Origin of the sequence: Xanthomonas sp. MLO165 (assembly GCF_018831305.1) — a bacterium.
Classification (GTDB): Bacteria; Pseudomonadota; Gammaproteobacteria; order Xanthomonadales; family Xanthomonadaceae; genus Xanthomonas; species Xanthomonas arboricola.
Window position 1 is genome coordinate 3,311,913 of record NZ_CP029263.1, and the last position, 26,859, is coordinate 3,338,771.

The window sequence follows — 26,859 nt, forward strand, 5'->3', positions numbered from 1 at the left end:
GAGATCGCTGCGATCGGGACCGGAAAAACGTATCCGCGAGCGGCTGGTCATTTTTTCGCCACCCATCTTGACAGCGTTGCAGGCCGGGGCCTGCACCCACTTGTCCACAGCCTTGTGCAAGTTCCATCCACAGGGGGTGTGGAAAACCTGCGCTGCGCGGCAGGCAGCGCAGGGCTTGCGCGTCACTGCAGCATGTGTCACGCGATACGGGGCAACAGCTGCCTCATACAGCGCGAGCCGTTACGTACAACCCGGCCATGCGGAAGCAGCGCTTTACTCACGACCACATGCAAGGGCGATCGCGCCACACGGCAGCGCCGCGTCGCAGCGGCGCTGCCTCACCCACTGCTGCATCAGTTCACGATCACGTGAGGCACGAAGCGCGAGGTGTCGCGGGTGATCGGACCATCGTCGTCGCGCATGCCCAGCCCGGCCGGACGATCGGCCACCACCCAGCTGCCGACCAGCGCATGCCGGCCATCGAACACCGGTAATGGATGATGCGCCTGCAGGATCGCCGGCCCGTCCACATACGGGCCATCGGTCTGCGCAGCGTCGCCCTGTGCGCTGACCAGGGAAATATTGGCACCCTCGCGCGACAGCAGCGGCTTGCGTACCCAGCCTGCCGTGGGCGCTTCGCCGGTTTGCGCAAAGCGCGCCGGCAGCAGGTTGGGATGGCCCTGATGCCGCTCCCACAACAGCGGCAGGATGCCCTTGTTGCTCAGCACCGATTTCCACGCCGGCTCGATCAGGCGCACGCGGTTGGCGCACAATGCCGGGCCGAAGCGTTCTTCCATCATGAATTCCAGCGGATACAGCTTGAACAGCGTGTGGATCACCCGGTCCTGCTCATCGGTGAACCAGCCGTCGGCACTGAGGCCGATGTCTTCGATGGCCACTTCCTCGGTGCTGATGCCCACCTGATGCGCGCAGTCGCGCAGGTAGCGCACCGTGGCGCGGTCTTCCAGCGAATCGCGCACCGCGGAGAAATGCATCTGCGCACCGATCGCGTCATCCACCGCCAGCGCGCCCAGGGTTTCGCACAGCAGGTCCTGGATCAGGTTGTACTGATCGGTGCCCTTGGGCAGCGCACCGGCGGCGATCTGCTGTTCCAGCCACAGCCACTGGAAATATGCCGATTCGTACAGCGAGGTCGGCGTGTCGTAGTTGAGCTCATACAGCTTGGCCGGGCCGTTGCCGGCATAGGCTAGGTCCATGCGGCCGTACAGATGCGGGTCGCGGTTCTTCCACGAGGTGGCGATCCAGTCCCAGTAGAACGGCGGGATCGCCAGCTGCGTCATCAGCTGCTCCGAGCCCACCACCTCGTCCACCAACTGCATCGCCATGTCATGCAGTTCCTGCGTGGGCGCTTCGATGTCGTCTTCGATCTGTTGCAGCGTAAACGCGTAATACGCGCTTTCGTCCCAGTACCGCTCGCCGTCGATGGTGTGGAAATGGAAGCCGAGCGACTCGGCCTGCTCGCGCCAGTCCGGGCGCTCGGCAATTGCGATCCGTTGCATGTCAGCCGCCGTAACCGGAGCTGCGCCCGCCGCTGCCGAACGAACTGCGCGCCGCCGCACTGGAGCCGAAACCCGAGCGCGACACGGTGATCGCCCGCGACGGCATGTCGATGGCGCCGCTGCGCCCGCGGACGGTGCCGACGCGGTTGCTGGCCAGATCACCGTTGGGCTTGTAATACCCACCGCTGCGGTAATCGCGGTACAGCGGAATCGAGCCGCCATAGCGGTAGCCGCCGCCACCGGTCATGTTGCCCAACGCATAGCCCAGCAGGAACCCGCCCATCGGCGGGATCCAGCTCTGCTGGCCCTGCGCCGTCTGCACCGCCGTGCAACTGCCGAACTGCTCGTCGCACTCGTAGCGCGTACTGAAGCGCGGCGCGGCCTGCTGGTGCTTGGTCACCGCCTCGTCATAGGCCTTGAGGCATTGCTGGATGTCGGTCTGTTCCTGCTTGATCTGGTAGCAGTCGGAGGCCGACTGCAGTACCACGCCGGTTTCCGGTTCGGAGCCGCAGCCGGTGACGAGGGCGGCCGGCAATGCGGCCATCAGGGTGAGCTTGAGATTGCGTGATCGCTTCATGCCTGCGCTCCGTTACGGCGTGATCGCCGCGGCATTGATCAGCCCGACCGCGATCGACACGCCGGCCGAGAAGATGCCGGCGGCGGTGACGTTGTCGGTGATCTGCCGCGAGATGCGCCCGGCCACCAGGTTGGCCAGCAGATACGCCACGACCTGGATGCCGCAGGCGACCGCGCCCCAGATCAGCGCATCGACCAGGCTCACCGAATGGGTGATGGCCGAATGCAGCGGCAATGCCACACCGATCAGGTTGCCGGCCAAGGCGGTGGCCGCAGCCACGTTGCCCTGCCGCAGCAGGGTGAAATCCTTGTGCGGGGTGACCAGGGTCACCAGCACCACCGCCACGATCAACACGCCCAGGCCGGTGCCGAAGTAGGAAAGAAACGCGAGAAAACTCTGCAGGTTGATCGGGTTCATGACAGGACCAGGGTAAGTGGAAGACGAGCGCGCACGCTCAGGTGATATCCAGATCGGCGACGGTGACATCGATGCCGACCGCATAGGTGACGCAGAACTCGTTGGGGCCGGAATCTTCGCCGGTGACCAGCAGGAATTCCTCGCGCTGCAGCTCCGGCACATCGCGGCTGTAGAGCATGGCGTAGTGGGTCAGATCGCCATCGCGGCGCGGCGGCTGATAGCGATATAGCACCTCGTCGTAGGCGATCGGCGGGATGCGCGCGGCGCCGTCGGTGGACTGCGTGGCGCGTTGCCAGCGCTTGCCGGCGTACTCGATCTGCGCCGCACCCAGATGCGGATGCTGCATCACGAACTCCTGAAACGCCTGCTTGCTGGGCGGATTGACCGTCTCGCAATACACGAAGGCCTTCATCGCCTCCAGATCGCCGCCAACCGTGGTGACCTGCAGGAACGCGTCGTCGTCCAGATAGAAACGATGCAGGGCATAGCCATCGCCCAGATTGACGTGGCCGTAGCACGGAATGCCTTGATGCCCGCCCGGCAACTCGGCGGTCATGGCCTCCGGTGCCATGCGGTACAGCGTGGTATCGATCTCCAGCTGCCCACCCACGCGCAAGCCCAGCGGCAGCGCGTGACCGATGGCGCCAGTGCCGGAGCTGGGCAACGGCGGTGGTTGTGGTTGACCGAACAACTTGCTGAAAAAACTCATCGTCATGCACCTTGTGGCGATGGGGAACGGGACACCGGCTCAGCGCGCAGGGCCTGCCAGGCGATGGCAGGCACGGGAACGCGCTGTTGGGCCAGGTAATACAGCATGGCACCGGCCGGCACCGCGGTGTGTGCGGGCGGGTTCAAGCGCAGCGCGCCATCGGGCGCGCGCAGGCCCAGCAACAGGGCGCCGCGCTGGCCGAAATCGGCGGCCAGCAGGCGGTAATCCAGCGGGTCGACATCGGCAGGAACCGCCAGGCTGAACTGGGTCGGGCCATCGTCCACCGACAGCAGTTCGGCCGTGATCGCCGCGCTGCCCGGATCCTGCGCCGCGCGGGCCAGGATCTCGGCGGTCATCGGCCGCGTGCATTCGATCGCCGGATAGTGGCAATTGACCAGCCGCGCGGCGCTGCCCGAATCGAAGTGCGCCACGATGTGCGCACGCGGCGCATGCGCCATCAGCGCGAACACCGCCGCCAGGGTCTGGTCGTCCGAGCGCGGGTTGACGATCACCCGCGCCGCACCGGCGATGCCGGCACGCAGGTAGACCTCGGTATGCGTGTAGGACTCGGCGGCGATGAAGCGCATATGGTCGGGCATCGGGTTCTCGGCCACGCCCTCGGCGATCAGCACCACGCCTTCGTCGTCGGTAGCGGTATCGGACAGCAGCAGTTCCAGCAAGCGTGTGGACGCGGCGCCCTGCCAGCCGATCAGGATGGTGTGCCCGCGCAGATCGGCGTAAGCCATCTTGCCCATGTGGTGGCGCCTCCAGAAGGTGATGAGCACGCCGCTGGTCTTGGCCAGCACCGTGGCGAACAGCGCCACCGCGCCCGGCATCAGCACGAACGCGGCGATATAGCGCCCGGCCACCGAACCCGGCGACAGGTCGCCGTAGCCGATGGTGGTGGCGGTGGTCATGTAGTAGTACGGAAACGCGTCCAGGCCAACGAGCTTTTGCTCGCCGGCCAGCAGCAGCAACACCCAGCTCAGCCCCATGTGCGCCAGCAATGCCAGCGCCACCATGCCCCAGCTGACGCGGCGCACGTGGCGCCGCACTATCCGCAACAGCTTTCCGACGATGATCATGGCGCGTCCTGTGCCGTGCGGCGGATCAGCTGTCGCTGCGCGGAACCTGCTGCACGTCGCGCACCTGGCCGATCAGCGGCGCGCTGCCGTCGGCGGTGTCGTGGCCGAGCTGGGCCGGCTTCTTGAAGCGTGCCAGCACTGCGGCGGCGTTGGACTCGCCTTCCATCAGGCCGGCCGCAGCCAGACGCCGATTCAGATCGCCGTCGCCACTGGCTGCCTCCAGCTCTTCGGCCGATTCGATGCGTGCGGAGGTCTCGGCCTGACGCGCCTTGATTCGCTCCAGCGATTCCAGTGCCGAGCCCATCTTGCTGCTGGCACCGGAATGGCGCGCGGCAATCGCCGCCTGTGCCTTCTGCACCGCATCGGTGGCCTTGACGGTGTCGATCTGCTGGCGCATGCCGCGCAGCTGGTTCTCGGTCTTCTGGATGGTGGCCTTGAGCGTCACCACCGACTGGTCCAGCGAGCTCTTGGAGGCCTTGTCGCCGGCGTCCTCGCTTTCCAGCGCCGCCAGCTTGACCGCCACGTCGTGCGCCAGTGCCTCGTCGTTCTTGGCCAGCGCACCTTCGATATAACGCGTGTATTCGGCCATCTTGCCGGCGCGCGCGTCGATCTTCTGCTGGGCGAGCTTGCTCTGCGCCATCAGCTTGGTCAGCTCCTCGCGCGAGCGCGTGAGCTGGGCGCCGGCATCGCGCATTTCCTGGTCCAGGATGCGCAGTGCGTTGGCGTCGACCGCCTTCTGGCCGGTTTCGTGTGCAGTGCCACGCAGCAGCGTGATCAGCTTTGAAAAGATACTCATGACAACACGCCTTTAGGAAAAGAACGGCTTGAGAGATTCGGCGGCATCCAGCGTATTGGCCGCCAGGGTCTGGATTTCCTCGTCGATCTGGTCGAGCGTGGACGACGCCGACAGTTCGCCGAAGACCACATAGCTATCCTTGCCGTCGACCTGCACCAGGCCCAGGTTGGACAGGGGATTGAGCGGGTTGAGCCGCAGGCAGGCGTCGTTGAACGCCGCGCGGTCGCTGACCTGGTCGGCATTGGCCAGCAGCGTGGAAACGAACACCTGCGAGCCGGAGGCGGCGACCTGGATCTGCATGTCGCCGTGGTCGGCCAGGGTGAGGTTGATGGCCGGCTCCAGCCCGTCGATCAGCTCGACCTCGATCGGCTGGTCGCGGTAGCGCTCGGCCAGCAGGCCGTGCAATTCGACAGTGGTGTACTGCGTCATACGATGTCCTGTCCTTTGGTCATGCAGCGGTGGTGATGCAGTTGCCGCTGCGGTGATGCAGCAGCGGCCGTGCAATGGGCGGACATACTACAGACTGTCCGCGACCGGCAGAAAGGGCCAGAAGTCAGCCGGTCAGGCCAGCTGCAGGCGGTAGTAGACCACCCGTTCAGTTGGCTCGAAGCCGCATGCCGCATGCGCCGCCTGGGCGCCGCTGTCGTCCAGCCGCGCATCGGAGGCCAGCTCCGCGCAGCCCTGCTCCCGCGTCCACTCCACTGCCGCGGCCACCAGCGCGCGACCGAGCCCGCGGCCGCGCCAGGCCGGACTCACATACCAGCCTTCCAGAAAGCCCACCGGCGTGCTCTCGGTGCCATTGACGTAGTCGTGGCGCACCGACACCTCGGCAAACCCCAGCGCCGCATCCGCGTCGTCCACCGCCAGCAGGTGGCTGGCGTCTGCCTGCGCCAGCGCGGCCCGCAGCTCGGCGAGGCCAGCGTCGGCATCGGGCCACAAGGCCAGGCGCAGGGCCAGCAAGGCCTGCGCATCGGCGCCCACCGCCGCGCGCACCCGCCAGCCGGCCTGCGCGCTCACGGATACAGCATCCGCTTGCTCCAGTGGCTGGCCGCATCGGCCTCGTAACGCCAGCGCTCGTGCAGGCGGAACTTGGCGCCGTACCAGAACTCGAATGCCTGCGGCACCACCCGGAACCCGCCCCAGCCCTCCGGGCGCGGCACCGCGCGGCCTTCGAAGGTGGCTTCGACCTTGGCGATGGCCGCGTCGAACTCCTCACGCGAGCCCAGCGTCTGCGACTGCAGCGAGGCCCAGGCGCCGATCTGGCTCATGCGCGGGCGCGAGGCGAAGTAGGCATCCGATTCCTCCGCGCCGACCAGTTGCACGCCGCCCTCGATGCGCACCTGGATGCCGGCCTCGCGCAGGCTGCGCCACAGAAACAGCAGGGCGGCCTGCGGATGGGTCTGCAGGTCGCGGCCCTTCGCGCTGTCCAGGTGGGTATAGAACACGAACCCGCGCGCATCGAAGGCCTTGAGCAGCACGGTGCGCGCGCTCGGCCGGCCGTCCACGTTGGCGGTGGCCACGGTCATTGCGCTGGCTTCGAGTTCGGCGCCGGCCTGCGCCTCGGCGTACAGCGCGGTAAAGGTGGCAAGGGCTTCTGCGTACAGATCGGTCATGACGGTGCGAGGGCAGCAAGATTGACGCCTATTGTGGGCGCATCGGGCCTGCTTCGCCTATGCGCAGCGGTCGACAGACCTGCGCCCGCTGTAAGAACCTGCCGCTGATGCCTGAAAGCAGGTCGTGCGCATTGGGGCGTCTTCGCGCCACTGACGCTGGCTGCCAAGCATTCGCCACGGGTTGCGTGCAGCCACTCCATCTTCAGCGGTCGTCCCAGCCGTTGTCCGCGCAGCGTGGGTGTCGATGCTGCTGCGCGCAGCCGGCGGTCGCCGCGCCGGAATGGTTTCAGTCCATGCCGATCGGCCCGATGCGCGGGCCCGAATGCTACGATCCCTGCGCATGAACCCCGCTTCCAATCTCGTGATGGTCGGCCCGATGGGCGCCGGAAAAAGCTGCATCGGCCGCCGTCTGGCCGAGCGCTTCGGGCTGGAGTTCGTCGACGTGGACCAGGCCATCGTCGAGCAGGTCGGCAGCAGCATCCCGGCCATTTTCGAACAGCACGGCGAAGCGCGGTTCCGGCAGCACGAGGTCCAGACCCTGCAGACGCTGCTGGAGCAGGACAACAAGCTGATTTCCACCGGCGGTGGCGCGGTGCTGGATCCGCTCAACCGCCAGCGCATCCGCGCGCGCGGCTTCGTGGTGTACCTGCACGTCAGCGTGCCGGCCCAGCTCACCCGGCTGGCGCGCGACCGCAACCGGCCGCTGTTGCAACGCGCCGACCGCGAGCAGGTGCTGCATGCGATGGCCGCGCAACGCACCCCGCTGTACCAGGAGGTCGCCGACCTCAGCCTGGAAACCGATCACTTCTCCCCCGCCGAGGCCACCGCGCAGCTGGTGCTGCGCCTGGCCGCGCAATGGCGCATGTCGAGTCCCCCCGCATGACACTTCCCCGTTCCTCGCGCAGCGTCGATGTCGACGGTGCGCAGCCGTACACCATCACCATTGCGCCCGGCCTGCTGGCCGATGGCACGCGCCTGGCCAGCCATGTGCGCGGCCGCCACGTATTGCTGCTCAGCGACTCGCAGGTGGCCCCGCAGTACGCCGCCGGCGTGCGCAAGGCGCTGCTGCAGGCGCGCCCGGACCTGCAACTGGGCGAGCTGGTGATTGCCGCCGGCGAAGCCTCCAAGACGCTGGACAATTTCGGCGCCGCGATCACGGCATTGGCCGAGCTGGGCGCCACCCGCGACGCCTGCGTGTTCGCACTCGGCGGCGGCGTGGTCGGCGACCTGGCCGGATTCGCGGCGGCGTGCTGGATGCGCGGGGTGGACTGCGTGCAACTGCCCACCAGCCTGCTGGCGATGGTGGATTCCTCGGTCGGCGGCAAGACCGCGGTGGACATCCCGCAGGGCAAGAACCTGGTCGGCGCGTTCCATCCGCCACGCGCAGTGATCGCCGATACCGACACCTTGCATACCCTGCCCGCGCGCGAGCTGCGCGCCGGGCTGGCCGAGGTGATCAAGTACGGCGCCATCCGCGACCCGCTGTTCTTCCAGTGGCTGCATGCCGAACGCCGCGCGCTGCTGGAGCGCGATGCCGACGCCCTGGCGCAGGCGATCGCGCGCAGCTGCGAGCACAAGGCCGACATCGTCGCGCGCGACCCGCTGGAAAAGGGCGAGCGTGCCCTGCTCAACCTGGGCCACACCTTCGGCCATGCGATCGAGACCGAACAGGGCTATGGCGCGCCAGGCAACGACAACCTCAACCATGGCGAAGCGGTCGCGGTGGGCATGGTGCTGGCCGCGCGGCTGTCGGCCGCGCTGGGCATGAGCGATGCGCAGGACACCGAGGCGCTGCGCGCGCTGCTGCATGACTTCGACCTGCCCACCGACATTCCGCCCGGCCTGTCCCCGCAGGCCCTGCTGGGGCGCATGCGGCTGGACAAGAAGAACATCGCCGGCCGCCTGCGGCTGGTGTTATGGCGCGGCATCGGCAAGGCCGAGGTGGTACCCGATGTCGACGAGGCGGCAGTGCTGGAGATCCTGGCGGGCTGAGCAACGCCGCTTGTCTCCGGCACATTCGTAGGAGCGCCCCCGGGCGCGACAGGGCTTGCCGGTAAATCCCGTCGCGCCCAGGTGCGCTCCTACGCAATGCCTGCTTGCCGACGCTCCCTTCGCAAGCGGAGCAACCCGGCGCGCCCATTGCCCCCAGCCTTCAGCACCGCCCGGCTACAATCGGCGCCATGCGCATCCACTTGCAACACGATCCTGGCGGCAACGCGCCGCTCCGCTACGTCCAGCTGACCCTGCAACCGGATCTGTTCGGCGGCTGGGAGCTGCTGCGCGAAAGCGGCGAGATCGGTGGACGCTCGCAGTTGCGACGCGACCAATACCTGCTGCAGGACGAAGCGGACCGGGCCTTCGACAAGGCGCGCGACACCCACCTCAAACGCGGCTTCCAACTCATCACCGGCGGCGCCGACGCGCCGCGCTGAGGACACACCTCCCATGCTCAAGAACGATCGCCTGCTGCGCGCACTGAACCGTCAGCCTGTGGACCGCACCCCCGTGTGGCTGATGCGCCAGGCCGGCCGCTACCTGCCGGAATACCGCGCCACCCGCGCGCGCGCCGGCAGCTTCCTCGGCATGGCCAAGAATCCCGAAATCGCCTGCGAAGTGACGCTGCAGCCGCTGCAACGCTTTCCGCTGGACGCGGCGATCCTGTTCTCCGACATCCTGACCATTCCCGATGCGATGGGCCTGGAGCTGTATTTCGTCGAAGGCGAAGGCCCCAAGTTCCGCCACCCGGTGCGCGATGCCGCCGCGATCCATCGGCTGGGCGTGCCGGACATGGAGACCGAGCTGCGTTACGTGATGGATGCGGTGCGCCTGATCCGCCGTGAGCTGGATGGCGCGGTGCCGCTGATCGGCTTCTCCGGCAGCCCGTGGACACTGGCCTGCTACATGATCGAAGGCGGCGGCAGCAAGGAATACGCGCGCATCAAGGCCATGGCCTTCAACGCGCCGGAGGTGCTGCATCACCTGCTCGGCACCGTCACCGATGCGGTGATCGCCTACCTGTCCGCGCAACGCGCGGCCGGTGCACAGGCGTTGCAGGTGTTCGACACCTGGGGCGGCGTGTTGTCGCCGGCGATGTACCGCGAATTCTCGCTACCCTACCTCACCCGTATCGCGCGCGAGCTGGAACGCGGCGACGGCGCCGAGCGTACCCCGCTGGTGTTGTTCGGCAAGGGCAACGGTGCCTACGTGAGCGAGCTGGCCGCCAGCGGCGCCGAGGCGGTAGGCGTGGACTGGACCATCGCGCTGGCCGACGCCGCCCAGCGCGCCGGCGGCCGCGTCGCGCTGCAAGGCAACCTGGACCCGGCCACCCTGTACGGCTCGCCCGAAGCGATCCGCGCCGAGGTCGGCAAGACCCTGGACAGCTACGCCCAGGGCAACGGCGGCTCGCGCGAAGGCCATGTCTTCAACCTCGGCCACGGCATGTCGCCCGACATGAATCCCGACCACGTGGGCGTGCTGGTGGAAGCGGTGCAGACGCTGAGCAAGCGGTAATCCAAGGCACGGGTCGATAGCGCACCGGTGTGCTGTCGACCGCCGCTCAGCGCGCGCGCCCGGGGAGTGCACGCTGAGCGTGATGACGGGCGGTGGCTGCATCAGCAATAGATCGGCAGCACCGCCGATACGTATGGGATGCTGCCAGGCCGCGCCAGGCACGCGGCACAGTGACGAAGGCAGTCTTCAGCGATAGCAAGACCAGCCTCCATGCCGTCACCCGGATCACGTCTGCATCCGCTCCAAACACGGCCCTCGCGCCTCGTTCCGTTGAACGTGATCTCGCCACTCCAGTGATGTGCGCAGTGAGCGCCCTGCCGACGTCACTGCGACGTGATGCGCGCCGAGCTCAGCCGCAACGCGGTCAATCATCGATGCGCGTGGGCTCCGGTTTCGCGGGGTACCGACAGCGTACCGGCCGGCCATTGACTTGCCGCAGAGAGTCGCCAAGCGGACGCGAGCTTTGCTGCCTTGCGTCAGCAGCAGCCTGTGCTCGCCTGTTCTGCATGGTCCTTCTGTTACTCCCTTTGCGATTCACCACGACATTCCCCGCACGCGGTTCCAAAACGCGTCATTACATCGCATGCCGCCCTAAAGCGGATCGGCTTCACGTCGATAAGCCCGGCATTGCCGTCGTTTAAACCAATTTTCCCGGAGCAAGGAGATTTACTGTTTCTCCACGGTGATGCGGTGCCACTGCAACACATCTCCGGACAGGCAGGCCGCCTGCCGAACCTCGACATCGTCACGTTTGTTCAAACGCTCCACTCATTCGAGAACAGGGAGAAACGCATGGCATTTCCAACCGCCGTCAACGACCAGATCACCGACTCCGTCACACAAGCCAATACCAAGGTGCTGGGCGATGCCCCCGCCATCGCCATGGGCAATCTGTACCAGGCCACCGCGCAGGCACTGGCCAATGCCGCCCATAACGCGACCAATGCGCAGCAGCAGAGTTATGTCACTGCGCAGTCGGCCACCACCATGGGCGTGGCCACCCTCTATTCCATCGACACCGCCACCACCGGGGTTGCGACCAAGCAGGTTCTGAGCACCGGCATAAAGGGCCTGGGCTAAGCCGACCGTGATTTCTGGCACATAAGGAGCAAGCAATGGCATTTCCGACCGCAGTCAATAATCAGATCACCGATTCCGTCACCCAGGTAAATACCAAGGTCCTGGGCGACGCACCGGCGATCGCGATGGGCAATCTGTATCAGGCAACCGCGCAAGCGCTGGCCAATGCCGCCCACAACGCCACCAACGCGCAGCAGCAGAGCTACGTCACTGCGCAGTCGGCTACCACGATGGGCGTGGCGACGCTGTACTCCATCGACACCGCCACCACCGGCGTCGTCAGCAAGCAGATCCTGGGCGTCTGACGGCCCGGCTAACGCCAAGGACATTCGCCAATGGCATTTCCCACCGCCGTCAACGACCAGATCACCGACTCGGTTACCCAGGCCAATCTGCAGGTATTGGGAAGCGCTCCAGCCGCAGCCATGGGCAATCTGTACCAGGCCACCGCGCAGGCGCTGGCCAACGCGGCCCACAACGCAACCCTCGCGCAACAGCAGATGTATGTCACCGCACAGGCAGCAACCACGATGGGCGTTTCGCTGCTGTATTCGCTCGATACCGGCACCACGGGTGCCGCCACCAGGAAGATCCTCGGCTAACCGCTAACGCCGCAGCGTCTTCGTTGTTTCCCTACCTCAAGGAGCTATCACCATGGCCTTTCCGACCGCCGTCAACAGCCAGATCACCGATTCCGTTTCCCAGGTCAACACCAAGGTCCTCGGCGATGCGCCGGCGATTGCAATGGGCAACCTGTTTGTTGCCACCAGCCAGGCGCTGTCCAATGCCGCCCACAACGCCACCAACAACCAGCAGCAGTCCTACGTGACGATGCAGGCGTCGACGACCCAGGGCGTGTCCACGCTGTATTCGATCGATACCGCGTCCGATGGCGTCGCCACCCGGGAAATCCTGAGCGCCGGTCTCCGGTAATCGGCAGCCAGGCGCCGCTGTCACAGCGAGAGCGGCGCCTGGTTCGATACGCGAAGCCTTTGCAACCACCACGCAGTTCGCTGGCCGAATCGAGAAAGGACGCCTCATGCTGCAACTACGTCATATCCCTACGTCCAACACCCTGGATGTCGTCGTCAGACTGATCCGGGGCCGCACCATCGTGGCGACATTCGCGCCGCATCAAAAGGCAGTGATCAACGTCGAGTTCGACGGCATCCTGCCTGTGATTCCCGGAGCGCAGCCGTTGGTCTATCGCCGGAAGCTGGACAACATGATCGACGTGCCGCAGGGCAATTTTGCATTCCTGGAACGCGTGCCCGATGGCGTAGCCTTGCAGTACGCGTGCAGACACGAACCACAGAACACCGTGCTGTTCTCGGCGTCGGCTGGCGTTGAACAGCGCAGGCCGTCGTTGGCCTAGGACACTGATGCCAGTGCCCCGTCATGGAGCCAAGCGCGCAGGCTGCAAGCGTCGCCAACCTGATCGGTACCGCCGCTACAGGTGCGGCGATGGCGATCGGCCAAGCGCCGGCCTTCGCGATGGGGGCGACCTATCTGGCGCTGTCGGATTCCATCGCCCTCGCAATGGAAAACGCAGTCGCCAACCAGCAGCGCGGACAGGTGCTTGCCGATGCAGCCCTTACTCAAATCCTTGCCTTAATCATCCAGAAGGGAGCGACTTCGTCATGATCGACGACAGTAGCGTGAACAGCCAGGTCGTCGATGCGGTGAGCAGCATCGTGACGCTGACCACCGGTCAGGCGCCCGCACAGGCGCTCGGCATGCTCGATGCCGTGATGCTGGAGACGCTGGGCATGGCGATGCACAACGCCGTCAACCGGCAGCAAGGCGCCGGCATGATCAATGCAGCAGCGATCACCGCCGCCTGCGCCAAGATGATCTCGGCACCGTTCCCGGTGGCGCCGCCACCACCGCCTGCACCACCCGGACCACCACCGACGGTCGCGCCGTTGCCCGGCCCGCCCCCCGTACCGCCCCCGCCTGCAGCGCTCATCGCCGCCGCAGCGGCGGAGGCCAAGGTGGCCGTCGACGTGCTGAAAACGCAAGCGCAAGGCGCCTCGGCAGATGCCGCGACCGCAACCGCCGACCTCTTGGAAGTGCATGCGCTGAGCGTACCGCCGCCCCTGCCCGCTACTCCCCCCGCCTCCGGTGCCGGCCCCGATGATGCTGCCACTTCTGATGCTCCTGCTGCTGCAGCCGCAACTTCACCCGCAGCTGCAGCTACAGGCACACCCCCTGTCGTTGCTGCATCTGCATCTGCTGCTCCTGTTGCACCTGCATCTGCATCTATCCCTGCACCTGCACCTGCGCCGCCTGCTCAGTCATAGGGCGTCCGCAGAGATGAGGTCAGCCCCCCCTACCACCAGGCCTCATTGAAAGGCGGCCGATCATTCCATGGGAATCAAGATGGAACCGACAAAGGTCAATGCGCAGGTCATCGATGTCATCAACCAGGTGCAGCTGGCGACCATGAGCCCGCAGGTCGTGCTGACCAGCGGAGCCGGCAAAGCCTACCAATCGGTGGCGCAGTCCACTGCCATTGCGGTGCAGGACGCCACCGACGCGTTGCGCAATGTCTCCACGATCGCCACCACGGCCGTTGGCGTCGCGATGGCGCAGTACCTGGCCACCGGCGATGACAAGTACGTCACTGCACTTAGCAAGGCGCAGGAGCTGATGCAAGGCGCCACCGACGACTTCGCCAGGATCGGTTCGGCGGCCGGGCTGGTGCTGAAGAATTTCCCCGCTGGTTGAACTCACAAGGAGTCATGCAATGTCCGTTTCAATCGCAGGCCGCCTGATCTCAATGCCGACGATGCTCTCGACGCTGGGAAGGCAGTGCCTGGCCTTCATCGATGGAGGCACCCAGTGGCTGGCCTGGGCGATCCAGTCGCCCGGTGTGCGCTACGATTTTCCCGACGAGAGCAGCCTGCTCGACGAAGTGCAGCAAGGCCTGCACGGCTCGCGCCTGGCCTTGTTGCCGCAGCTGGAGCTGAGGGTCAGCCCGGTCAAGCTGATGACCTTGAGTCCGACCGACCTGGGCACGCTGGCGCAGGCCGAAGCAGGCGACACCGGCTCGGTGGTCAAGGCGCAGCTGCAGCGCATCTTTCGCGACAACGCCCTGTACACCGCAAGCGACCTGGCCGCAGGCCGCAGCCTGCTGACCCAGTTGAAGGTCGATGGCGCCGGCGTGTTCCAGTCGCTGGACCTTGAAGAAAGCCTGGCGCTACGCCAACTGGCCGCCGAAGCGCCGCCAGCCGACGTCACGCCAGCACTGCAGCAGGAGGCAGCAGCATTCGCTGTCGAGCAGGCGCGCACACCGCTGGAATTCTGTGACTACTACCGCTTCTACCTGGCCTGCACCGCCACCATCGCCGCTGAGGACGAACGTGCGCATGCGGCGGCCTCGGCACTGCAGACGCTGTTGCCGCAGCTGTTCACCACCCTGGATTGCCCACAGGTGCAGGGGCTGCCTTCGCCCAACGAGGTCGAACGCAGCGTTGCCGAATGGCTGGCACGCGGTCGCCAGATCGGCTTCGCGCGGCTATCGCTGGCGGCCCAGCAGATCGTCCAGCACACCCGCTACCGAGGCGACGGCGACGACCAGGCGGCGAGCGATGCGATCCGCCTCTACCTGCAGTCGGCGCAGGCCTTCCTGGCGGCCAACCGGCCCAGCCGTGGGGTGCTGGGCCAGGATGGCAGCAGCTGCGTGTTCACTATGCAGAACGACGCCCTGGCTGCACTGCTGCAGGTCAACGGCGGCATCATCTCGCTCCGCGACTTCGGTGCCGCACCTGCATCACCCACCACCTCGCAAGACACGGATGCGGAGGCCACGCAGTGAGCGCACCGCCCCCGCCTGCTGCGGCCGGCGACCAGGCCCCGCTTGCGACCAGCGTCGCCGACGCGGCGCGCGAAGCGGTGCATGCAGGTCGCGCCGCTGCCCTAGCGGCCGCACGCCAGGGTATGGCGCAGGCCGAAAACGCACTCGGTGAGAGGCTGCGCGCGCTTGCAGCGCAGCACCCAACCGAAACCGCACCACTCGCCGCGCCGATGCGACCATCGCGTGCCGATGCCGTCACCCCGCTCCATTCCGCGTCCACTTCAGGAGATACCAGCATGTCCGACGATACTCAGCCCACGCCCCCGTACCAGACACCAGCCTCCATTGCGCAATCGTCAGGATCCTCGCAGATCGAAGCGGCGCTGAAAGCGGCGCAAGCCCAGATCGATCAGGCGATGGCGGCCAGCGATAGGGCAGTACGGGCGGCCATGCAGGCCGCAACCGCCGCGACCGCCGCAGCTGGCAATGACCAGGCGATCGATAGCGCCAACCAGGCACTGCAGCAGGCCGAACAAGCCGCCGCTGCGGCGGTGACCGCCGCGCAGCAGCAGACCGAGCAGGCAATGGCGGCGACGTCGCCGGCCACTCCGAACGCCGACGACGGAACAGCCAGCTGACGGAGCGATGCGTTTCGGCGTTGCGATGAAGCCGGTCTCGCGATGAACCCGTCCGGTCTCATTGGCGCCGGTCTGCCGGCTCCCCGCCGCCACGTTGATCCAGCAGCGCAGCCCCACTTGCCGCGGCCATCTAGCCCCGGCCCAGCCAACGCCCGATCCGAAGGAATTCCGACATGACCTTCTACACAGGCTTCGACACCGATCAATTCCCCGGATTGCCCGCCCTTGACTGGCTCAAGACCCAGGCCGAGCTGGCGTGGTGCGGCTACTACCTGGCACCGGCGCCAAGCCATGCCGACACCGGCTGGATGGGCCAACGCGCTGCGTTGATCGCACAAGGCTGGGGCCTGGCGCCCGTCTACCTTGGTCAGCAGACGATCGGCCCCGGTTCGCACGACGTCACCGCCCGGCAGGGCAGCCTCGATGGTGCACAGGCCGCAGCGCTGGCACGCGCCGAAGGCTTTCCCGATGGCGCGGTGGTCTATCTCGACTGGGAAGATGGCGGCAGCCCGCCACAGGCAGCCATCGACTACATCCGTATGTGGATCGCCGCGCTGTTGGGCAATGGTTTTTCGCCCGGCCTGTACTGCTCGCACGCGCGCGCAGTGGAACTGCTGTCGCGGATAGGCCCCTGCCCCTCCCCGCGCGTCTGGGCCTGGCGGGTCTCCACGGCAGGGCGTCACCTCTACGCCGGCGACATCCGGCACGTCCAGCCCTCCGATCCGGCCGGCTGCGGCTATTCCCAGGCCATGCTCTGGCAATACGAACAGGATGCGGTGCTGTCGCTTCCTGGTACGCCGTGCGATGGACTGGAAGTTGACCTCAGTTATTCGAGTTTAGCCGATCCGAGCTCGGCGTGATTGCGCGTATTTCCTGCATCGGGAAAAAGCAGGAACCCATAAACTCCAGCAATGCATGAAGATCCCTTGCAACCAACCCGACACTCCCTGCATCGATAGACGACACCACGCGTCACCCCACTTTCCCCCGCACTGATTCAATGCATTAAACGACCGGATAAGCGCATCACCTGCGTCAATCAATCCGCCAACGCACTCGTCGAAACCAGGCCAAAGCCGAATCCGGATTAACGCCTGGTGCGGACCTAGCTCCATGGAATCACATCATTATTCCATAGCAACCCTCGCCCAAAGGGCCCTTCAACGATTGGCTAGCGCCCTCGGAAAGAATAATAACTGTGGATTTTCCCCAATAAAGCATAGCGAAATCGGCGGTATTACCAAACGCTCCGACACCCCTGTCCAAGAGCCCACGTCTGTATCGAGCGTGCATACGCGTATCCCCGCAGACCGGGATCATGCCGATCTCACCGCATAAAACCTAGCGCCTGCAGCAGCCAGCCCACGAGTACGCATTACCGCAGCGGCAAGAGAACTCCGCCATCAGGTCGCTCGATCTCGGTACGGCATATGCCGGCCTGCACCTTCCGCCTCGAAAGGAGATGTGAAATGACAGTAATAGTTGATTTGATGTCAGAACAAACCAATTCCGTCGGCATCGCAGGCATCTCACGACATCAAGGACGTTGGAGGCACCGGCCAGACATGCGCTATGAAGTCGACCCCGACCCGACCTTGATCGCTTGGACCGAGCAAAACATGGGAATCGGATCCTCAAGATTATCGCGCTCTCCCCTGTTACAGCAATTTACAGGTCATACGGCCGTTCTGTCTCGTCTTCGCGGGCGGGTCCAGTTCGTCAGGGGACTGGTACCGAATGTGTCGGGTTATCCATGGGCGTTCTTTGGCCAAGGCGGTGGAGGCCACTGGCAAGATGATAGCGCCATGCTTGACGACCCGACCTGCGTCAGTTTCGAGATACCTGTAACAGAGGAGGATGCCGGAAATTTCCCGCGATGGTTCCGTGCTGTGGCTCCGGAAATCAATGTCTTCGCACTGAAGAATGGTGACGGATTCAATAGCTTCAATTGCGTCCTAGCTTCTCTCACGCTGCTCATCAACTACCTTCTCGAGTCGGAGAACGACTATTCCTCCTATGTCATCCAACTGACAAAAGTACGCGACTCGCCTCAAGGCCATTTGATGCAAAACATCATGGGTGGATTTATATAAATCCACCACATGACACGTCCGCCGCAATCACAACCCCGGCCAACAGCAGTGCATTGAATAATCACGCAACTCGACTACAGCGAAAGTTTAGCAGAAAAAGCCACATTTCACTCCATGAATGCATCAAAAGTTCACCCTCATACCACCGTAGTGCACGAGCCCCGTAATCCACACATAGATTAATACAGCGACCCAACCAGCCGAGATTCTGGAGACATCAAGAATGTCAACATTCACAGTATTTTTTTGCGGGACAGGATCGAACAGCCTGGATTACGACAGTGCAAACTACAGCGAAGGACAGCTTATCTCCACATTGGCACGCAACCATCTCGGGGTGGAGTTCGATGATTGGCTCATAGCAGATGGACCGGGCAGCGGGAATCAACAAGAAAACGATAAATGGACACTCCCGGGGAACTACACTGATGCTCGGGGTACTACTTTTGGCTCGGGCTGGGAGGAGAACGTCAAGCACGCGATTGCGGTGATCAAGAAGGACCCCAGCCATATGAGGACCTTGATGACAGATGCGGAAATACGCATCCTACAAAGGGAAAAGGCAGCTGCCGAAGCAGCTGGACTTGAGCCGCAGAACACTTTTGGTGGCTGGACCCCTGCCAATAAGCACCGAAAAATCGTTCCCCAAGCCTTACAAAAGGCGCGAGCAAAAGTCCTGCGAACACCACTGCCTGACCGCGTCAACCTCATTGGCTGGAGCCGTGGCGCAGTTACCTGCCACATGATGGCCAATGCAATGTATGCCGACCCGCAGCTCCGCCACATCTGCGTCAACATTTTTGCGATAGACCCGGTACCCGGTCCTTTGAATTTCCAGTTAAACAGGACAACACTGAATACCAACGTGCTGGAATACCGCGCCGTATACGCACGCGATGAGAGGGCGCGCGGCTTTACTCCGATCATCCCGGACGTAAAAGTAAAGAAGGAACTAATCCTCATGCCTGGTGCCCATGCGACCCTTGTCGGAAACGCATCCAAGAATGGCAAGGGCGGCGGCAACCAGATCTTTCCGGAACCAGGACAAATGGTGCGGCATCTTGCGGAGACATTCCTGCGGGATAATGGGACGCAGCTCGGCTCATGCCTGAATCTGAAGGATACCGGCTTATTGGAACTCTACGAACAAATTCTCAAGGACGATAGAAGCTACATCGCAATGCGGCAACTGGGCTACGGCATGGGATGTGTGGAAACGGAAAGCGGAGACCGATGGGCAGCCGTGGGTTCCGGTGCGGTTGTTGCGGGCCTGACATCGCTACCGATGCTGCACCCCGATCCGATCTTTGTAAATTGGCACCATCGCAGTGTTTACATCAAGCACTATGCCGATCTGACAGGAAGGCCGGAGGCCATTGAAAGGGACTTGCTGGCTCAGTGGTTCCCGGTAACCACAGGGCGGTTTATTAGTCGTCCCTGAAAGACGTCACTCGCCCGACCGCCCCAATGCGTTACAGGCAGCCCAACCGTGCCACAACTGCGCTTTTTCGCTACGCTGGACCTGATCGCTAGCAATCCGGGACCATCCTTGCACTGCCGTACCCGTGGCCGAATGATGCCAGCTCGTTGTCGGCAGCGCAGGAGTGAAGCGGGATTGGACGGGTTGCTGACGCACGCGATCGATGCCGCGCATGTAGTAGAGGTAGAGACAGCCGATGGGCACGACCCGGCGCGGGCGATCTTTTCGGGCGCCGCAAGTCGGCCACCCCAACCAATCGGTGCTTGAATAGAATTTTTTCTGAGAGGCGGCGCATTTGTAAGCAACCGCATGCTGGGCCCAGCCGATGAACCCAGCACGAAGTTGGGGCCTCATATCTGACGGTCAATCCTGGCCATAGACCCTACGGAACTCACGCGGGCTCACCCCAACCAGCCGTCGGAAGCTCTTTTCGAAATGGCTCAGGTCGCCGAAACCGACCTTTAGCGCGACTTCGGTGATGCGCAGCTTGCGCTGCTGATGCAAAAGCTCCTTGGCCTTTTCGATCCGTAGCTGCTGCAACATCGGTTTGAACGGGGTGCCGAGTTCGTCGCGGAACAGAAAGCCCAGATGCGACTGGCTGACATGCGCCTGCCGGGCCAGATCGCCCAGGGTCAGCGGCTCGGCATAGTGCTCGCCCAGATGCACCAGGGCGCGCCGCAGTGCGTCGTGCAGGGTGGCGAGACGTTGCCCGGGGCGATGCGGAAGGCCGTCGATCCAGTCGACAGGCGTTTCCGGCGGCGTGGGCTCAGCCGGAAGATCGGCCGGTTGCGACACCGTGGCGCATGCATCGCGCTGCGCTTCTTGCGTCCGGCCTTCCAACAGACGCGGTGCGTGGCGCTGGATGTCGGCGCTGCCGATCGGCCTGCCGGCTGTCATGACCGCCAGGCGCAGCACCACCCGCTCCAGCTCCTGGAGGTTTTCCGGCCATGGGTAGTGAGTCAGGGCGTCCATCAACACCTCGGTGACCACCTGATCGTGATCCAGGCCATGCCGGTCCAGCACATGCTCGACGTGAAAGCCGATATCTGTCCGTCGCTTGCGCAACGGGGTAAGTTCGATCGACAGGACATCCAGTTGCGACAGCAGCGTTCGCGAGAAGCGTCCGGCACGTACGCGGCGCGACAGATCAGCGGTCGTGGAGGCGACCACGCGTGGCGAGTCCTCGCCGTCCACGGCGGACCATGGCCCGCCGAGGCCACAAAGCTGCCCGGCCAACTGGCGCTGTAGCGCGTCGTCGAGCTCGTCCACGCTCTGCAGGAACAGCGTTCCCCCGGCCCCGCGCTTGAACCATGCCGCCGGTGCGTCGCCGGGAGCGGCGCAGTCGATCGCAACGAACGGCCCCTCCCGCCAGGGTGCAGCTGCATGCAGCAAAACGGCCACCGTTTCCTTCTCGGTTCCGAACTCGCCGCGCACGATGACCGGCAAGCGACTGTATGCGCCGTGCTCGACAAATTCGTCGATCGTCAAGACCTCTTCGCTCACGCCCACGATCGACAGCGCGCGACCAAACCGGTCTTGCGCGATTGCCCGCGCGGCATCGCGCTTGATCAGGTACGCACAATACTTTGCGATCTGCTGGCACAGCGTCATCGCCTCCGGGGTCATTCGTTCTTGAGCCGGCATGACATTCAGTGTGCCGAGCACTTGCCGGCCGTGCTGGACGGGAAAACACTGCGTGGGCGGGGGCTGGGTTTCTGCCAGAACCGGACCCGGTGGACCGTGATGCTCCACCGCGACAAACTTACATGCCGCGCCGTTCGTGATCGCGCTCTGCGACAGTTGTGCAGCGATCTTTCCCAGCATTTTCTCCAAGGGATCGCCTGGGAAATAGGCGCGCTGCACTACATCAAAGACTTGCTTTTCCATGGATGCTTTCGACCTGATCTACTGGCGCGCTCGGAAGGCGGCCAGACCCAAGTCGCGCCATCCCTGACCAGACCGTCGGCAAAGCTCCAAGCGTGCATTCCGCTTTTTCTACGAACGCTCCCCTCGCCCGCCCTCGGTCGATCCACCCTGATGTGAGACAACGCTCGCTTGCGGTGACTGGACGGTGGCAGGCGCAAAACGATTCGCCAGCAAAGCAACCGCTTGGTGCAAGCCAGATCTGGCATTAGCACGCCGCCACAGCCCGTTCCCGACGATTCGTAGCATCGGGCTTGTCCGCAATTGGATTGGGTGCGGCGCGTCTCACTCGTTGCCGCTGCGGCGATGCGACGCTGCGACGGGCTCAAGCAATGGCGTCGTATATAGTGTTGCGACGTTCTGCACGCGCGCGCAGGGATAATGCGCTGTCTTCCCGATGGCGATGCTCATGTCCCAACCCGTGCCCACCTTGCGCGCCTACGACACCATCAAGCCGCTGCTGTGGCTGGTGTCGCTGGCGATCTTCATGCAGATGCTGGATGCGACCATCGTCAATACGGCGCTGCCGTCGATGGCGCGCAGCCTGCACGAAAGCCCGCTGCAGATGCAGTCGGTGGTCTTCAGTTACGCGTTGGCGGTGGCGATGTTCATTCCCGCATCGGGCTGGATTGCGGACCGCTTCGGCACCCGGCGCACCTTCCTGGCGGCGATCATCGTGTTCACGCTGGGCTCGCTGCTGTGCGCCGCCGCGCAGCAGCTGCCGCAGCTGGTGGCGGCGCGCGTGGTGCAAGGCATTGGCGGGGCGATGCTGCTGCCGGTGGGCCGGCTGGCAGTGCTCAAGACCGTGGCGCGCGCCGACTTCCTGCGCGCGATGAGTTTCATCGCGATTCCCGCATTGATCGGCCCACTCGTCGGCCCCACGCTGGGCGGCTGGCTGGTGGAAGTCGCCTCGTGGCACTGGGTGTTCCTGATCAACCTGCCGATCGGCGTGATCGGGTTCATCGCCGCGCTGAAGATCATGCCCGACCACTACGGCGATGCACGCCAGCGCTTCGATTTGATCGGCTATCTGATGCTGGCGTTCGGCATGGTGGCACTGTCGCTGGCGCTGGACGGCATCTCCGAGCTCGGCCTGCGCCATGCCTTTGTCATGCTGCTGGCCATCGGCGGGCTGGCCGCGTTGGCCGGTTACTGGCTGCATGCGGCCAGCACGCCGGCGGCGTTGTTTCCACTGGCCTTATTCAAGGTGGCCAGTTATCGCATCGGCATCCTGGGCAACCTGTTTGCGCGGGTGGGCAGCGGCTCGATGCCGTTCCTGATTCCCCTGTTGTTGCAGGTTGGCCTGGGCATGAGCCCGATGAATGCCGGGCTGATGATGGTGCCGGTGGCGCTGGCCGGCATGGCGGCCAAACGTGCAGCGGTGAAGCTGGTCGGTCGCTTCGGCTATCGCCGCGTATTGATGCTCAATACCGTGCTGGTGGGCCTGGCGATGGCGAGCTTCGCGCTGGTCGATGTCGGCCAGCCGCTATGGCTGCGGCTGGTGCAGCTGGCCTGCTTCGGCGCGGTGAACTCGCTGCAGTTCACCGTCATGAACACCGTGACCTTGCGCGACCTGGATCGTGAGCAGGCCAGCCCCGGCAACAGCCTGCTATCGATGGTGATGATGTTGGCCACCGGGTTCGGCGCGGCGGCAGCGGGCAGTCTGCTGGCCGCCTTCAACACACATCTGGGCGACAGCCACGGCGCCACTGCCGCATTGCATGCGACCTTCCTGTGCGTCGGTGGCATCACCTTGTCGTCGACGCTGATCTTCTGGCAGTTGGCCGAGACGCGGCCACATCCCAAGCAGGTGGAAGAAGTCGCCGAATGACGCAGCCGCTGCGCCATTGACCAGCGCCGCGCGCCAGCGCAGCGCCGTGTGCGATTTCAACTGCGGTGCACGGCTCTAGATCTGCTCGCGCGGGCGTTCGCGCCGCAATGCCTCGGCGATGGTGTCGGCCAGCATGTCGCCGGTGAGCGGCTTGCGCAGGAAACTGTCGAACCCGGCTTCCTGCGCGGTGGGCTCGGCCTCTTCGTCCGAGCGTGCGGTCACCGCCACCAGCGGCATGTCGTAACCGAACACGCGCAGCTGCCGCGCCAGGGCGAAGCCGTCCAGCCCGGGTAGGTCCAGATCGAGCAAGGCCAGGTCGAAAGGGTTGTCGGCCGCTTCGGTCAGCGCGGCCAGCCCGTGCGGTGCATGCACCACCGAGTGCCCTTGCGAACGCAGCAGGCCAACGATGACCTCGGCGATGGTGGGGTCGTCTTCCACCAGCAGGATACGCTGCGGGGCGACCGTGCCGCCGGTGCGCGCCACCTCGCCACCGAGCGTGGCGTTGGAAGCGACCCAGCGCAGCGGCAGATCCACCACGAAGCGCGTGCCCGCGCCGAGCCGGCTGATCACTTCGATATGCCCACCCATCGCCATCGCCAGTTCCTGGCAGATGGCCAGGCCCAGGCCGCTGCCGCCATAGCGCGAAGTGGTCTTGGCGCCGTCGCCCTGTTCGAAGCGCTGGAACAGGCGCGCTTTCTGATCGGCGTTGATGCCCGGGCCGGTATCGGCCACTTCGAAACGCAGCCCCTGATACGACCCGAGCGTGGTCAGCTTGAGCCCGACCACACCGCGCTCGGTGAACTTGATCGCATTGCTGAGCAGGTTGAGCAGAATCTGGCGAATGCGGGTGACATCGCCACTGGCGGTGATGTCGCCAAGCAGCCCTACCTCCAGGCTGAAACGCAGGCCGCGCTCCTGCGCCAGGGGCGCCATCAGGCCTTCCACCTCGGCCACCAGCTGGCGTACCGAGAACGGCTCCAGATCCAGTTCCAGACGACCGGATTCGATCCGCGCCAGGTCCAGCGCATCGTTGACCAGGCGCAGCAGATGCGCGCCGGCACGACGGATCGATTCGGTATAGCTGCGCTGCTTGTTGTCCAGCGAGGTCTTGAGCAACAGCTCGCTCATGCCCAGCACGCCGGTCATCGGGGTACGTACCTCGTGGCCGAGCGTGGCCAGAAAGCGCGTCTTGGCCAGCGACGCCTGCTCGGCCAGCTCCTGCTTGTGCACGGCCAGCTGCCAGGCGTTCAAACGCCGCAGGCGGCGGCGATACAACAACACCGCTGCGGCGATGGCACAGAGCGCGAGCACGCCCAGAAACACCAGTCCCCATGGCGACAACCACCAGGGCGGCAGCACCTGAAAACGTAGCGTCTGGCTGGCCGACCAGATGCCGTCGGCGGTGCGCCCCTGCACTTCCAGCGTGTAATGCCCCGCGGGCAGCCGCGAGAACTGCCGCTCGCCGCTGGGACCGACATCGATCCAGTCCGGATCGTAGCCACTCAACCGAAATCGGTAGCTGTTGGATTCGGAATCGGCCAGGCTGAGCAGGCGCGCGACGATATGCAGATCGCGGTCGCCATCCTGCATCGTCAGCGGCTCTTGCCCGGTGATATCCAGACCACGCTCCCCGCGCCGCAGGCCCACGCGTTCGATGATCAACGGCGGCCTGCGGGTGCTGGGGCGCATCGTGGCCGGGTCGAACACCACCACGCCGTCGGGCGATGCGGCGACGATGCGCCCGCTGCCGGCCTGCACCAGCGTGTTGATCTGCAACTGCTGGTTGGGCAGCCCATCGTGCACCCCGTACACCCGCACCAACCTGCTGCCGGGATCGATCCGGATCAGCCCGCGTTGACTGGACACCCACGCCACGCCCCTGGCGTCGACCACCAGGCCGTTGGGTGCCACCAACGGAAACTCCTGCTCCTTTCCGACCGTGTCCAGGTGCTTGAGCCGCTTTCCGTCCCACAGATACCGCCGGATCTCGCCGGCCAACCCGGTCCAGACCACGCCCCCCTCTCCCAGCCGGAACAGATAGGTCGGCAGGGACGGTGTACCGTCGACGGGGACAAATCGGTCGGCGGCGGGGTCCCAACGCCGCAGGCCGGCGTTATTGCTCAGCCATATCTGACCATCCGGGCCGAGGCGTAGGTCCAGGATGGTCAACACCTCCAGTCCATGACTGCCATTGACGATGGTCCGCAGCAGTTGCCCGTCCTGGTTGCGGATTTGCAGGCCATATTCCAGCACTGTCACCCACAGGCGGCCCTGCGCGTCCTCAGCCATCCAGCCCGGACGGTCCGCCGCACCGTCCGGATCAGGCTCGACGTCCTCACGGAGCTGCAAGCGTTTGACCTGCCCGCTCTGCGGGTCATACCGGACCAGTTTTCCTTCGACGCCGATCCAGACCAACCCGCGCCGGCTTTCGAGCATGGAGTCGGGCGGACGGGCATCGATTTGCGTCAGATGCGTCTGCAATTGGCCGGTCGCCGCATCGAGATACTCCAGCGCATGCCGCGAGCCAGCCAGCCAGACACCGCCCGCAGCCGAAGACGCCGTCGCCAGCACCGACGGATTGGTCAGCGACTGTGGATCAGCACCGTGGTGGGCCAGTACCGCAAAGGTGTCCCAATGCGGAGGCAGGTGCCACAGGCCACCTTCAAGCGCCGCAAACCACAGCCCGCCCTCGCGATCCTCGTAAGCGGTAATCCAGTTGCGCCTGACCAGGCCATGCGCCGACAGGCTGTAGACCGGCACGCTGCTGATGTCGGTTCCTGCGGTGGACAGGCCCAGGCCGCTCTCGGTGTCCAGCCAATAGCGCCCGCTGCGGTCGTGCAGCAACACTCCCATCACCCGCCGCTTGCTCACGGCCTTCTGCCACGGCTGGGGCCGCGCCTGGCCGTCGGCGTCCACGCGAAACGCATCGCCGACCACATCCGAGACCCATAAGGTGTTGCCGCTGCGCTCCATGTGCAGCCGGTTGACCGCCTGCGTGGTTCCGGGCAACGACACCCGCTGAAAATGCGCGCCGTCCCAGCGTGCGAGCCCGCCATGGGTCCCGATCCACAATGTTCCGTCGGGCGCGACCTCGAACCCGATCACGCTGTCGGACGGCAGGCTGGTCGGGTCGCTGGGCACGTTGGAAAAGCGCTGCATGCTGCCGTCGGGACGTCGCCGATACAGCCCGTGGGCCGCAGTACCAAGCCAGATATCGCCGTTCGGGGTGTAGGCCAGCGCCCACACCGTGATTTCGCGCAGCTCCGGAAACTGCGGGTTCTCCAGCCGCCTGAACGCGCGCGTCTTGGGCTCCAGAAAACCGGCTCCGCCGTTCTCGAATCCCATCCACACGCGATTGTCGCGATCGACGCAGATGGTCCAGATCGCGTTGCTGGTCAAGCCGTCTTCCATCCGCCAGATGCGGTAGTTGCGCCCGTCGAATCTGGCCAGGCCGTCATCGCTGGCGATCCAGAGATAGCCCTGCTGATCTTCGGCCAGCTCACTGACGGTGTCCGAGGGCAGCCCGTCGGCGACCGTGACCTGGCTGGGCACCGGCGTGAGCAGCGCGCCCGTGGCCGCCCGTGCAGGTGGCACCGTGACGTACACACACAGCGACACCGCTGCGATCAACCAGTAGGAAAAACACGAAAAAAGGCGCACGGGACAGGTTTCACGACAAGTCGCCGCATAGTGCGGGCCGCACGCGGTGCGAGCAAGCCCGAGCGGGCTTGTCGCGTCGCTCGTCCGTTTTCAGTCCCCGGCCCGAACCAGCGCATGCAGGGGGGCCT

At 65.0% G+C, this 26,859-nt stretch carries 29 protein-coding genes; 18 read left to right on the top strand and 11 right to left on the bottom strand.

What is annotated here, in order from left to right; genetic code table 11:
- Positions 1-353: 353 nt before the first annotated feature.
- From DGN21_RS13990 to pdxH, 9 genes are all read right to left on the bottom strand, one after another.
- Positions 354-1,520, bottom strand: a complete 1,167-nt coding sequence (locus DGN21_RS13990; protein WP_126965850.1) for a glutathionylspermidine synthase family protein — start codon at positions 1,518-1,520, stop codon at positions 354-356.
- Position 1,521: 1 nt separating this feature from the next.
- On the bottom strand, positions 1,522-2,097 hold the full coding sequence (locus DGN21_RS13995) for a DUF1190 domain-containing protein (protein WP_016904951.1): 576 nt from the start codon (positions 2,095-2,097) through the stop codon (positions 1,522-1,524).
- Between the two features lie 12 nt (positions 2,098-2,109).
- Positions 2,110-2,514, bottom strand: a complete 405-nt coding sequence (locus DGN21_RS14000) for a DUF350 domain-containing protein (protein ID WP_005995053.1) — start codon at positions 2,512-2,514, stop codon at positions 2,110-2,112.
- Between the two features lie 37 nt (positions 2,515-2,551).
- Entirely contained in the window at positions 2,552-3,229 is a 678-nt protein-coding gene (locus tag DGN21_RS14005) for a YjfK family protein (protein ID WP_039813384.1), read from the bottom strand.
- A complete protein-coding gene (locus DGN21_RS14010; protein WP_126965849.1) occupies positions 3,226-4,308 on the bottom strand; it encodes an ion channel in 1,083 nt (360 codons plus the stop codon). The genes DGN21_RS14005 and DGN21_RS14010 overlap by 4 nt, the downstream gene beginning before the upstream one ends.
- 25 nt (positions 4,309-4,333) lie before the next feature.
- A complete protein-coding gene (locus DGN21_RS14015) occupies positions 4,334-5,104 on the bottom strand; it encodes a PspA/IM30 family protein (protein ID WP_005995047.1) in 771 nt (256 codons plus the stop codon).
- A 12-nt stretch (positions 5,105-5,116) separates the two neighbouring features.
- The gene (locus DGN21_RS14020) at positions 5,117-5,533 is read right to left on the bottom strand and encodes a YjfI family protein (protein ID WP_005995044.1); all 417 of its coding nucleotides are present in this window, start codon (positions 5,531-5,533) and stop codon (positions 5,117-5,119) included.
- Positions 5,534-5,665: 132 nt separating this feature from the next.
- Positions 5,666-6,121, bottom strand: coding sequence for an aminoglycoside 6'-N-acetyltransferase (gene aac(6'), locus DGN21_RS14025; protein ID WP_054591477.1), 456 nt, complete (start codon positions 6,119-6,121; stop codon positions 5,666-5,668).
- Positions 6,118-6,717 (bottom strand): pyridoxamine 5'-phosphate oxidase, encoded by a 600-nt coding sequence (gene pdxH / locus DGN21_RS14030; RefSeq protein ID WP_005995039.1) that lies wholly within the window; start codon positions 6,715-6,717, stop codon positions 6,118-6,120. The genes aac(6') and pdxH overlap by 4 nt, the downstream gene beginning before the upstream one ends.
- A gap of 340 nt (positions 6,718-7,057) precedes the next feature.
- Here pdxH and DGN21_RS14035 point away from each other — a divergent pair, with 340 nt between their 5' ends.
- The 17 genes from DGN21_RS14035 (at position 7,058) to DGN21_RS14115 (ending at position 19,278) form a co-directional block, all read left to right on the top strand.
- Positions 7,058-7,600: a shikimate kinase gene (locus DGN21_RS14035; protein ID WP_005995037.1), complete on the top strand. Its 543-nt coding sequence runs from the start codon at positions 7,058-7,060 to the stop codon at positions 7,598-7,600.
- Positions 7,597-8,709 (top strand): 3-dehydroquinate synthase, encoded by a 1,113-nt coding sequence (aroB, locus tag DGN21_RS14040; protein WP_126965848.1) that lies wholly within the window; start codon positions 7,597-7,599, stop codon positions 8,707-8,709. Before DGN21_RS14035 ends, aroB begins: the two co-directional genes overlap by 4 nt.
- Before the next feature lie 188 nt (positions 8,710-8,897).
- The gene (locus DGN21_RS14045; RefSeq protein ID WP_006449079.1) at positions 8,898-9,149 is read left to right on the top strand and encodes a WGR domain-containing protein; all 252 of its coding nucleotides are present in this window, start codon (positions 8,898-8,900) and stop codon (positions 9,147-9,149) included.
- Between the two features lie 13 nt (positions 9,150-9,162).
- Positions 9,163-10,227: a uroporphyrinogen decarboxylase gene (hemE, locus tag DGN21_RS14050; protein WP_024938707.1), complete on the top strand. Its 1,065-nt coding sequence runs from the start codon at positions 9,163-9,165 to the stop codon at positions 10,225-10,227.
- 792 nt (positions 10,228-11,019) lie between these two features.
- On the top strand, positions 11,020-11,307 hold the full coding sequence (locus tag DGN21_RS14055) for a RebB family R body protein (RefSeq protein WP_024938706.1): 288 nt from the start codon (positions 11,020-11,022) through the stop codon (positions 11,305-11,307).
- Positions 11,308-11,342: 35 nt separating this feature from the next.
- Positions 11,343-11,612, top strand: coding sequence for a RebB family R body protein (locus DGN21_RS14060; protein WP_024938705.1), 270 nt, complete (start codon positions 11,343-11,345; stop codon positions 11,610-11,612).
- A gap of 30 nt (positions 11,613-11,642) precedes the next feature.
- Entirely contained in the window at positions 11,643-11,909 is a 267-nt protein-coding gene (locus DGN21_RS14065) for a RebB family R body protein (RefSeq protein WP_054591479.1), read from the top strand.
- Between the two features lie 52 nt (positions 11,910-11,961).
- Entirely contained in the window at positions 11,962-12,240 is a 279-nt protein-coding gene (locus DGN21_RS14070; protein ID WP_022973268.1) for a RebB family R body protein, read from the top strand.
- A 106-nt stretch (positions 12,241-12,346) separates the two neighbouring features.
- Positions 12,347-12,682 (top strand): hypothetical protein, encoded by a 336-nt coding sequence (locus tag DGN21_RS14075; protein ID WP_024939222.1) that lies wholly within the window; start codon positions 12,347-12,349, stop codon positions 12,680-12,682.
- A gap of 23 nt (positions 12,683-12,705) precedes the next feature.
- A complete protein-coding gene (locus DGN21_RS14080) occupies positions 12,706-12,951 on the top strand; it encodes a RebB family R body protein (RefSeq protein ID WP_024939223.1) in 246 nt (81 codons plus the stop codon).
- Positions 12,948-13,610 carry a RebB family R body protein gene (locus DGN21_RS14085; protein WP_080689427.1) on the top strand — a complete coding sequence of 221 codons (663 nt, stop codon included), beginning with the start codon at positions 12,948-12,950 and terminating at the stop codon, positions 13,608-13,610. The genes DGN21_RS14080 and DGN21_RS14085 overlap by 4 nt, the downstream gene beginning before the upstream one ends.
- Positions 13,611-13,689: 79 nt before the next feature.
- Positions 13,690-14,037 carry a hypothetical protein gene (locus tag DGN21_RS14090; protein WP_054591492.1) on the top strand — a complete coding sequence of 116 codons (348 nt, stop codon included), beginning with the start codon at positions 13,690-13,692 and terminating at the stop codon, positions 14,035-14,037.
- Between the two features lie 19 nt (positions 14,038-14,056).
- A complete protein-coding gene (locus DGN21_RS14095) occupies positions 14,057-15,127 on the top strand; it encodes a hypothetical protein (protein WP_104553730.1) in 1,071 nt (356 codons plus the stop codon).
- A 275-nt stretch (positions 15,128-15,402) separates the two neighbouring features.
- The gene (locus DGN21_RS20210) at positions 15,403-15,744 is read left to right on the top strand and encodes a hypothetical protein (protein ID WP_226427262.1); all 342 of its coding nucleotides are present in this window, start codon (positions 15,403-15,405) and stop codon (positions 15,742-15,744) included.
- Positions 15,745-15,917: 173 nt separating this feature from the next.
- Positions 15,918-16,604, top strand: a complete 687-nt coding sequence (locus DGN21_RS14105) for a glycoside hydrolase domain-containing protein (protein ID WP_054591483.1) — start codon at positions 15,918-15,920, stop codon at positions 16,602-16,604.
- Between the two features lie 609 nt (positions 16,605-17,213).
- Positions 17,214-17,837 carry a hypothetical protein gene (locus DGN21_RS20215; protein WP_252374664.1) on the top strand — a complete coding sequence of 208 codons (624 nt, stop codon included), beginning with the start codon at positions 17,214-17,216 and terminating at the stop codon, positions 17,835-17,837.
- A gap of 223 nt (positions 17,838-18,060) precedes the next feature.
- Positions 18,061-19,278, top strand: a complete 1,218-nt coding sequence (locus tag DGN21_RS14115; RefSeq protein WP_065032612.1) for a hypothetical protein — start codon at positions 18,061-18,063, stop codon at positions 19,276-19,278.
- Positions 19,279-19,680: 402 nt separating this feature from the next.
- Here the strand turns inward: DGN21_RS14115 and DGN21_RS14120 are convergent, their stop codons facing one another.
- Positions 19,681-21,204: an AraC family transcriptional regulator gene (locus DGN21_RS14120; RefSeq protein ID WP_126966162.1), complete on the bottom strand. Its 1,524-nt coding sequence runs from the start codon at positions 21,202-21,204 to the stop codon at positions 19,681-19,683.
- A gap of 445 nt (positions 21,205-21,649) precedes the next feature.
- Here DGN21_RS14120 and mdtD point away from each other — a divergent pair, with 445 nt between their 5' ends.
- On the top strand, positions 21,650-23,071 hold the full coding sequence (gene mdtD, locus DGN21_RS14125; RefSeq protein ID WP_102580883.1) for a multidrug transporter subunit MdtD: 1,422 nt from the start codon (positions 21,650-21,652) through the stop codon (positions 23,069-23,071).
- 75 nt (positions 23,072-23,146) lie between these two features.
- On the opposite strand, the gene DGN21_RS14130 is transcribed toward mdtD, so the two are convergent.
- Positions 23,147-26,731, bottom strand: a complete 3,585-nt coding sequence (locus tag DGN21_RS14130) for an ATP-binding protein (protein ID WP_126966164.1) — start codon at positions 26,729-26,731, stop codon at positions 23,147-23,149.
- Between the last annotated feature and the right edge of the window lie 128 nt (positions 26,732-26,859).

What these genes read in the sequence shown, in the direction of transcription:
- DGN21_RS14080 (WP_024939223.1), top strand. Translation starts at nt 12,706, where the DNA reads ATGGAGCCAAGCGCGCAGGCTGCAAGCGTCGCCAACCTGATCGGTACC.
- DGN21_RS14115 (WP_065032612.1), top strand. Translation starts at nt 18,061, where the DNA reads ATGTCAACATTCACAGTATTTTTTTGCGGGACAGGATCGAACAGCCTG.
- DGN21_RS14060 (WP_024938705.1), top strand. Translation starts at nt 11,343, where the DNA reads ATGGCATTTCCGACCGCAGTCAATAATCAGATCACCGATTCCGTCACC.
- DGN21_RS14120 (WP_126966162.1), bottom strand. Translation starts at nt 21,204, where the DNA reads ATGGAAAAGCAAGTCTTTGATGTAGTGCAGCGCGCCTATTTCCCAGGC.
- mdtD (WP_102580883.1), top strand. Translation starts at nt 21,650, where the DNA reads ATGTCCCAACCCGTGCCCACCTTGCGCGCCTACGACACCATCAAGCCG.
- pdxH (WP_005995039.1), bottom strand. Translation starts at nt 6,717, where the DNA reads ATGACCGATCTGTACGCAGAAGCCCTTGCCACCTTTACCGCGCTGTAC.
- DGN21_RS20210 (WP_226427262.1), top strand. Translation starts at nt 15,403, where the DNA reads ATGTCCGACGATACTCAGCCCACGCCCCCGTACCAGACACCAGCCTCC.
- hemE (WP_024938707.1), top strand. Translation starts at nt 9,163, where the DNA reads ATGCTCAAGAACGATCGCCTGCTGCGCGCACTGAACCGTCAGCCTGTG.
- DGN21_RS13995 (WP_016904951.1), bottom strand. Translation starts at nt 2,097, where the DNA reads ATGAAGCGATCACGCAATCTCAAGCTCACCCTGATGGCCGCATTGCCG.
- DGN21_RS14010 (WP_126965849.1), bottom strand. Translation starts at nt 4,308, where the DNA reads ATGATCATCGTCGGAAAGCTGTTGCGGATAGTGCGGCGCCACGTGCGC.
- DGN21_RS14000 (WP_005995053.1), bottom strand. Translation starts at nt 2,514, where the DNA reads ATGAACCCGATCAACCTGCAGAGTTTTCTCGCGTTTCTTTCCTACTTC.
- DGN21_RS13990 (WP_126965850.1), bottom strand. Translation starts at nt 1,520, where the DNA reads ATGCAACGGATCGCAATTGCCGAGCGCCCGGACTGGCGCGAGCAGGCC.
- DGN21_RS14095 (WP_104553730.1), top strand. Translation starts at nt 14,057, where the DNA reads ATGTCCGTTTCAATCGCAGGCCGCCTGATCTCAATGCCGACGATGCTC.
- DGN21_RS14015 (WP_005995047.1), bottom strand. Translation starts at nt 5,104, where the DNA reads ATGAGTATCTTTTCAAAGCTGATCACGCTGCTGCGTGGCACTGCACAC.
- DGN21_RS20215 (WP_252374664.1), top strand. Translation starts at nt 17,214, where the DNA reads ATGACAGTAATAGTTGATTTGATGTCAGAACAAACCAATTCCGTCGGC.
- DGN21_RS14070 (WP_022973268.1), top strand. Translation starts at nt 11,962, where the DNA reads ATGGCCTTTCCGACCGCCGTCAACAGCCAGATCACCGATTCCGTTTCC.
- DGN21_RS14065 (WP_054591479.1), top strand. Translation starts at nt 11,643, where the DNA reads ATGGCATTTCCCACCGCCGTCAACGACCAGATCACCGACTCGGTTACC.
- DGN21_RS14020 (WP_005995044.1), bottom strand. Translation starts at nt 5,533, where the DNA reads ATGACGCAGTACACCACTGTCGAATTGCACGGCCTGCTGGCCGAGCGC.
- DGN21_RS14035 (WP_005995037.1), top strand. Translation starts at nt 7,058, where the DNA reads ATGAACCCCGCTTCCAATCTCGTGATGGTCGGCCCGATGGGCGCCGGA.
- DGN21_RS14005 (WP_039813384.1), bottom strand. Translation starts at nt 3,229, where the DNA reads ATGACGATGAGTTTTTTCAGCAAGTTGTTCGGTCAACCACAACCACCG.
- aroB (WP_126965848.1), top strand. Translation starts at nt 7,597, where the DNA reads ATGACACTTCCCCGTTCCTCGCGCAGCGTCGATGTCGACGGTGCGCAG.
- DGN21_RS14085 (WP_080689427.1), top strand. Translation starts at nt 12,948, where the DNA reads ATGATCGACGACAGTAGCGTGAACAGCCAGGTCGTCGATGCGGTGAGC.
- DGN21_RS14105 (WP_054591483.1), top strand. Translation starts at nt 15,918, where the DNA reads ATGACCTTCTACACAGGCTTCGACACCGATCAATTCCCCGGATTGCCC.
- DGN21_RS14075 (WP_024939222.1), top strand. Translation starts at nt 12,347, where the DNA reads ATGCTGCAACTACGTCATATCCCTACGTCCAACACCCTGGATGTCGTC.
- DGN21_RS14090 (WP_054591492.1), top strand. Translation starts at nt 13,690, where the DNA reads ATGGAACCGACAAAGGTCAATGCGCAGGTCATCGATGTCATCAACCAG.
- DGN21_RS14045 (WP_006449079.1), top strand. Translation starts at nt 8,898, where the DNA reads ATGCGCATCCACTTGCAACACGATCCTGGCGGCAACGCGCCGCTCCGC.
- DGN21_RS14055 (WP_024938706.1), top strand. Translation starts at nt 11,020, where the DNA reads ATGGCATTTCCAACCGCCGTCAACGACCAGATCACCGACTCCGTCACA.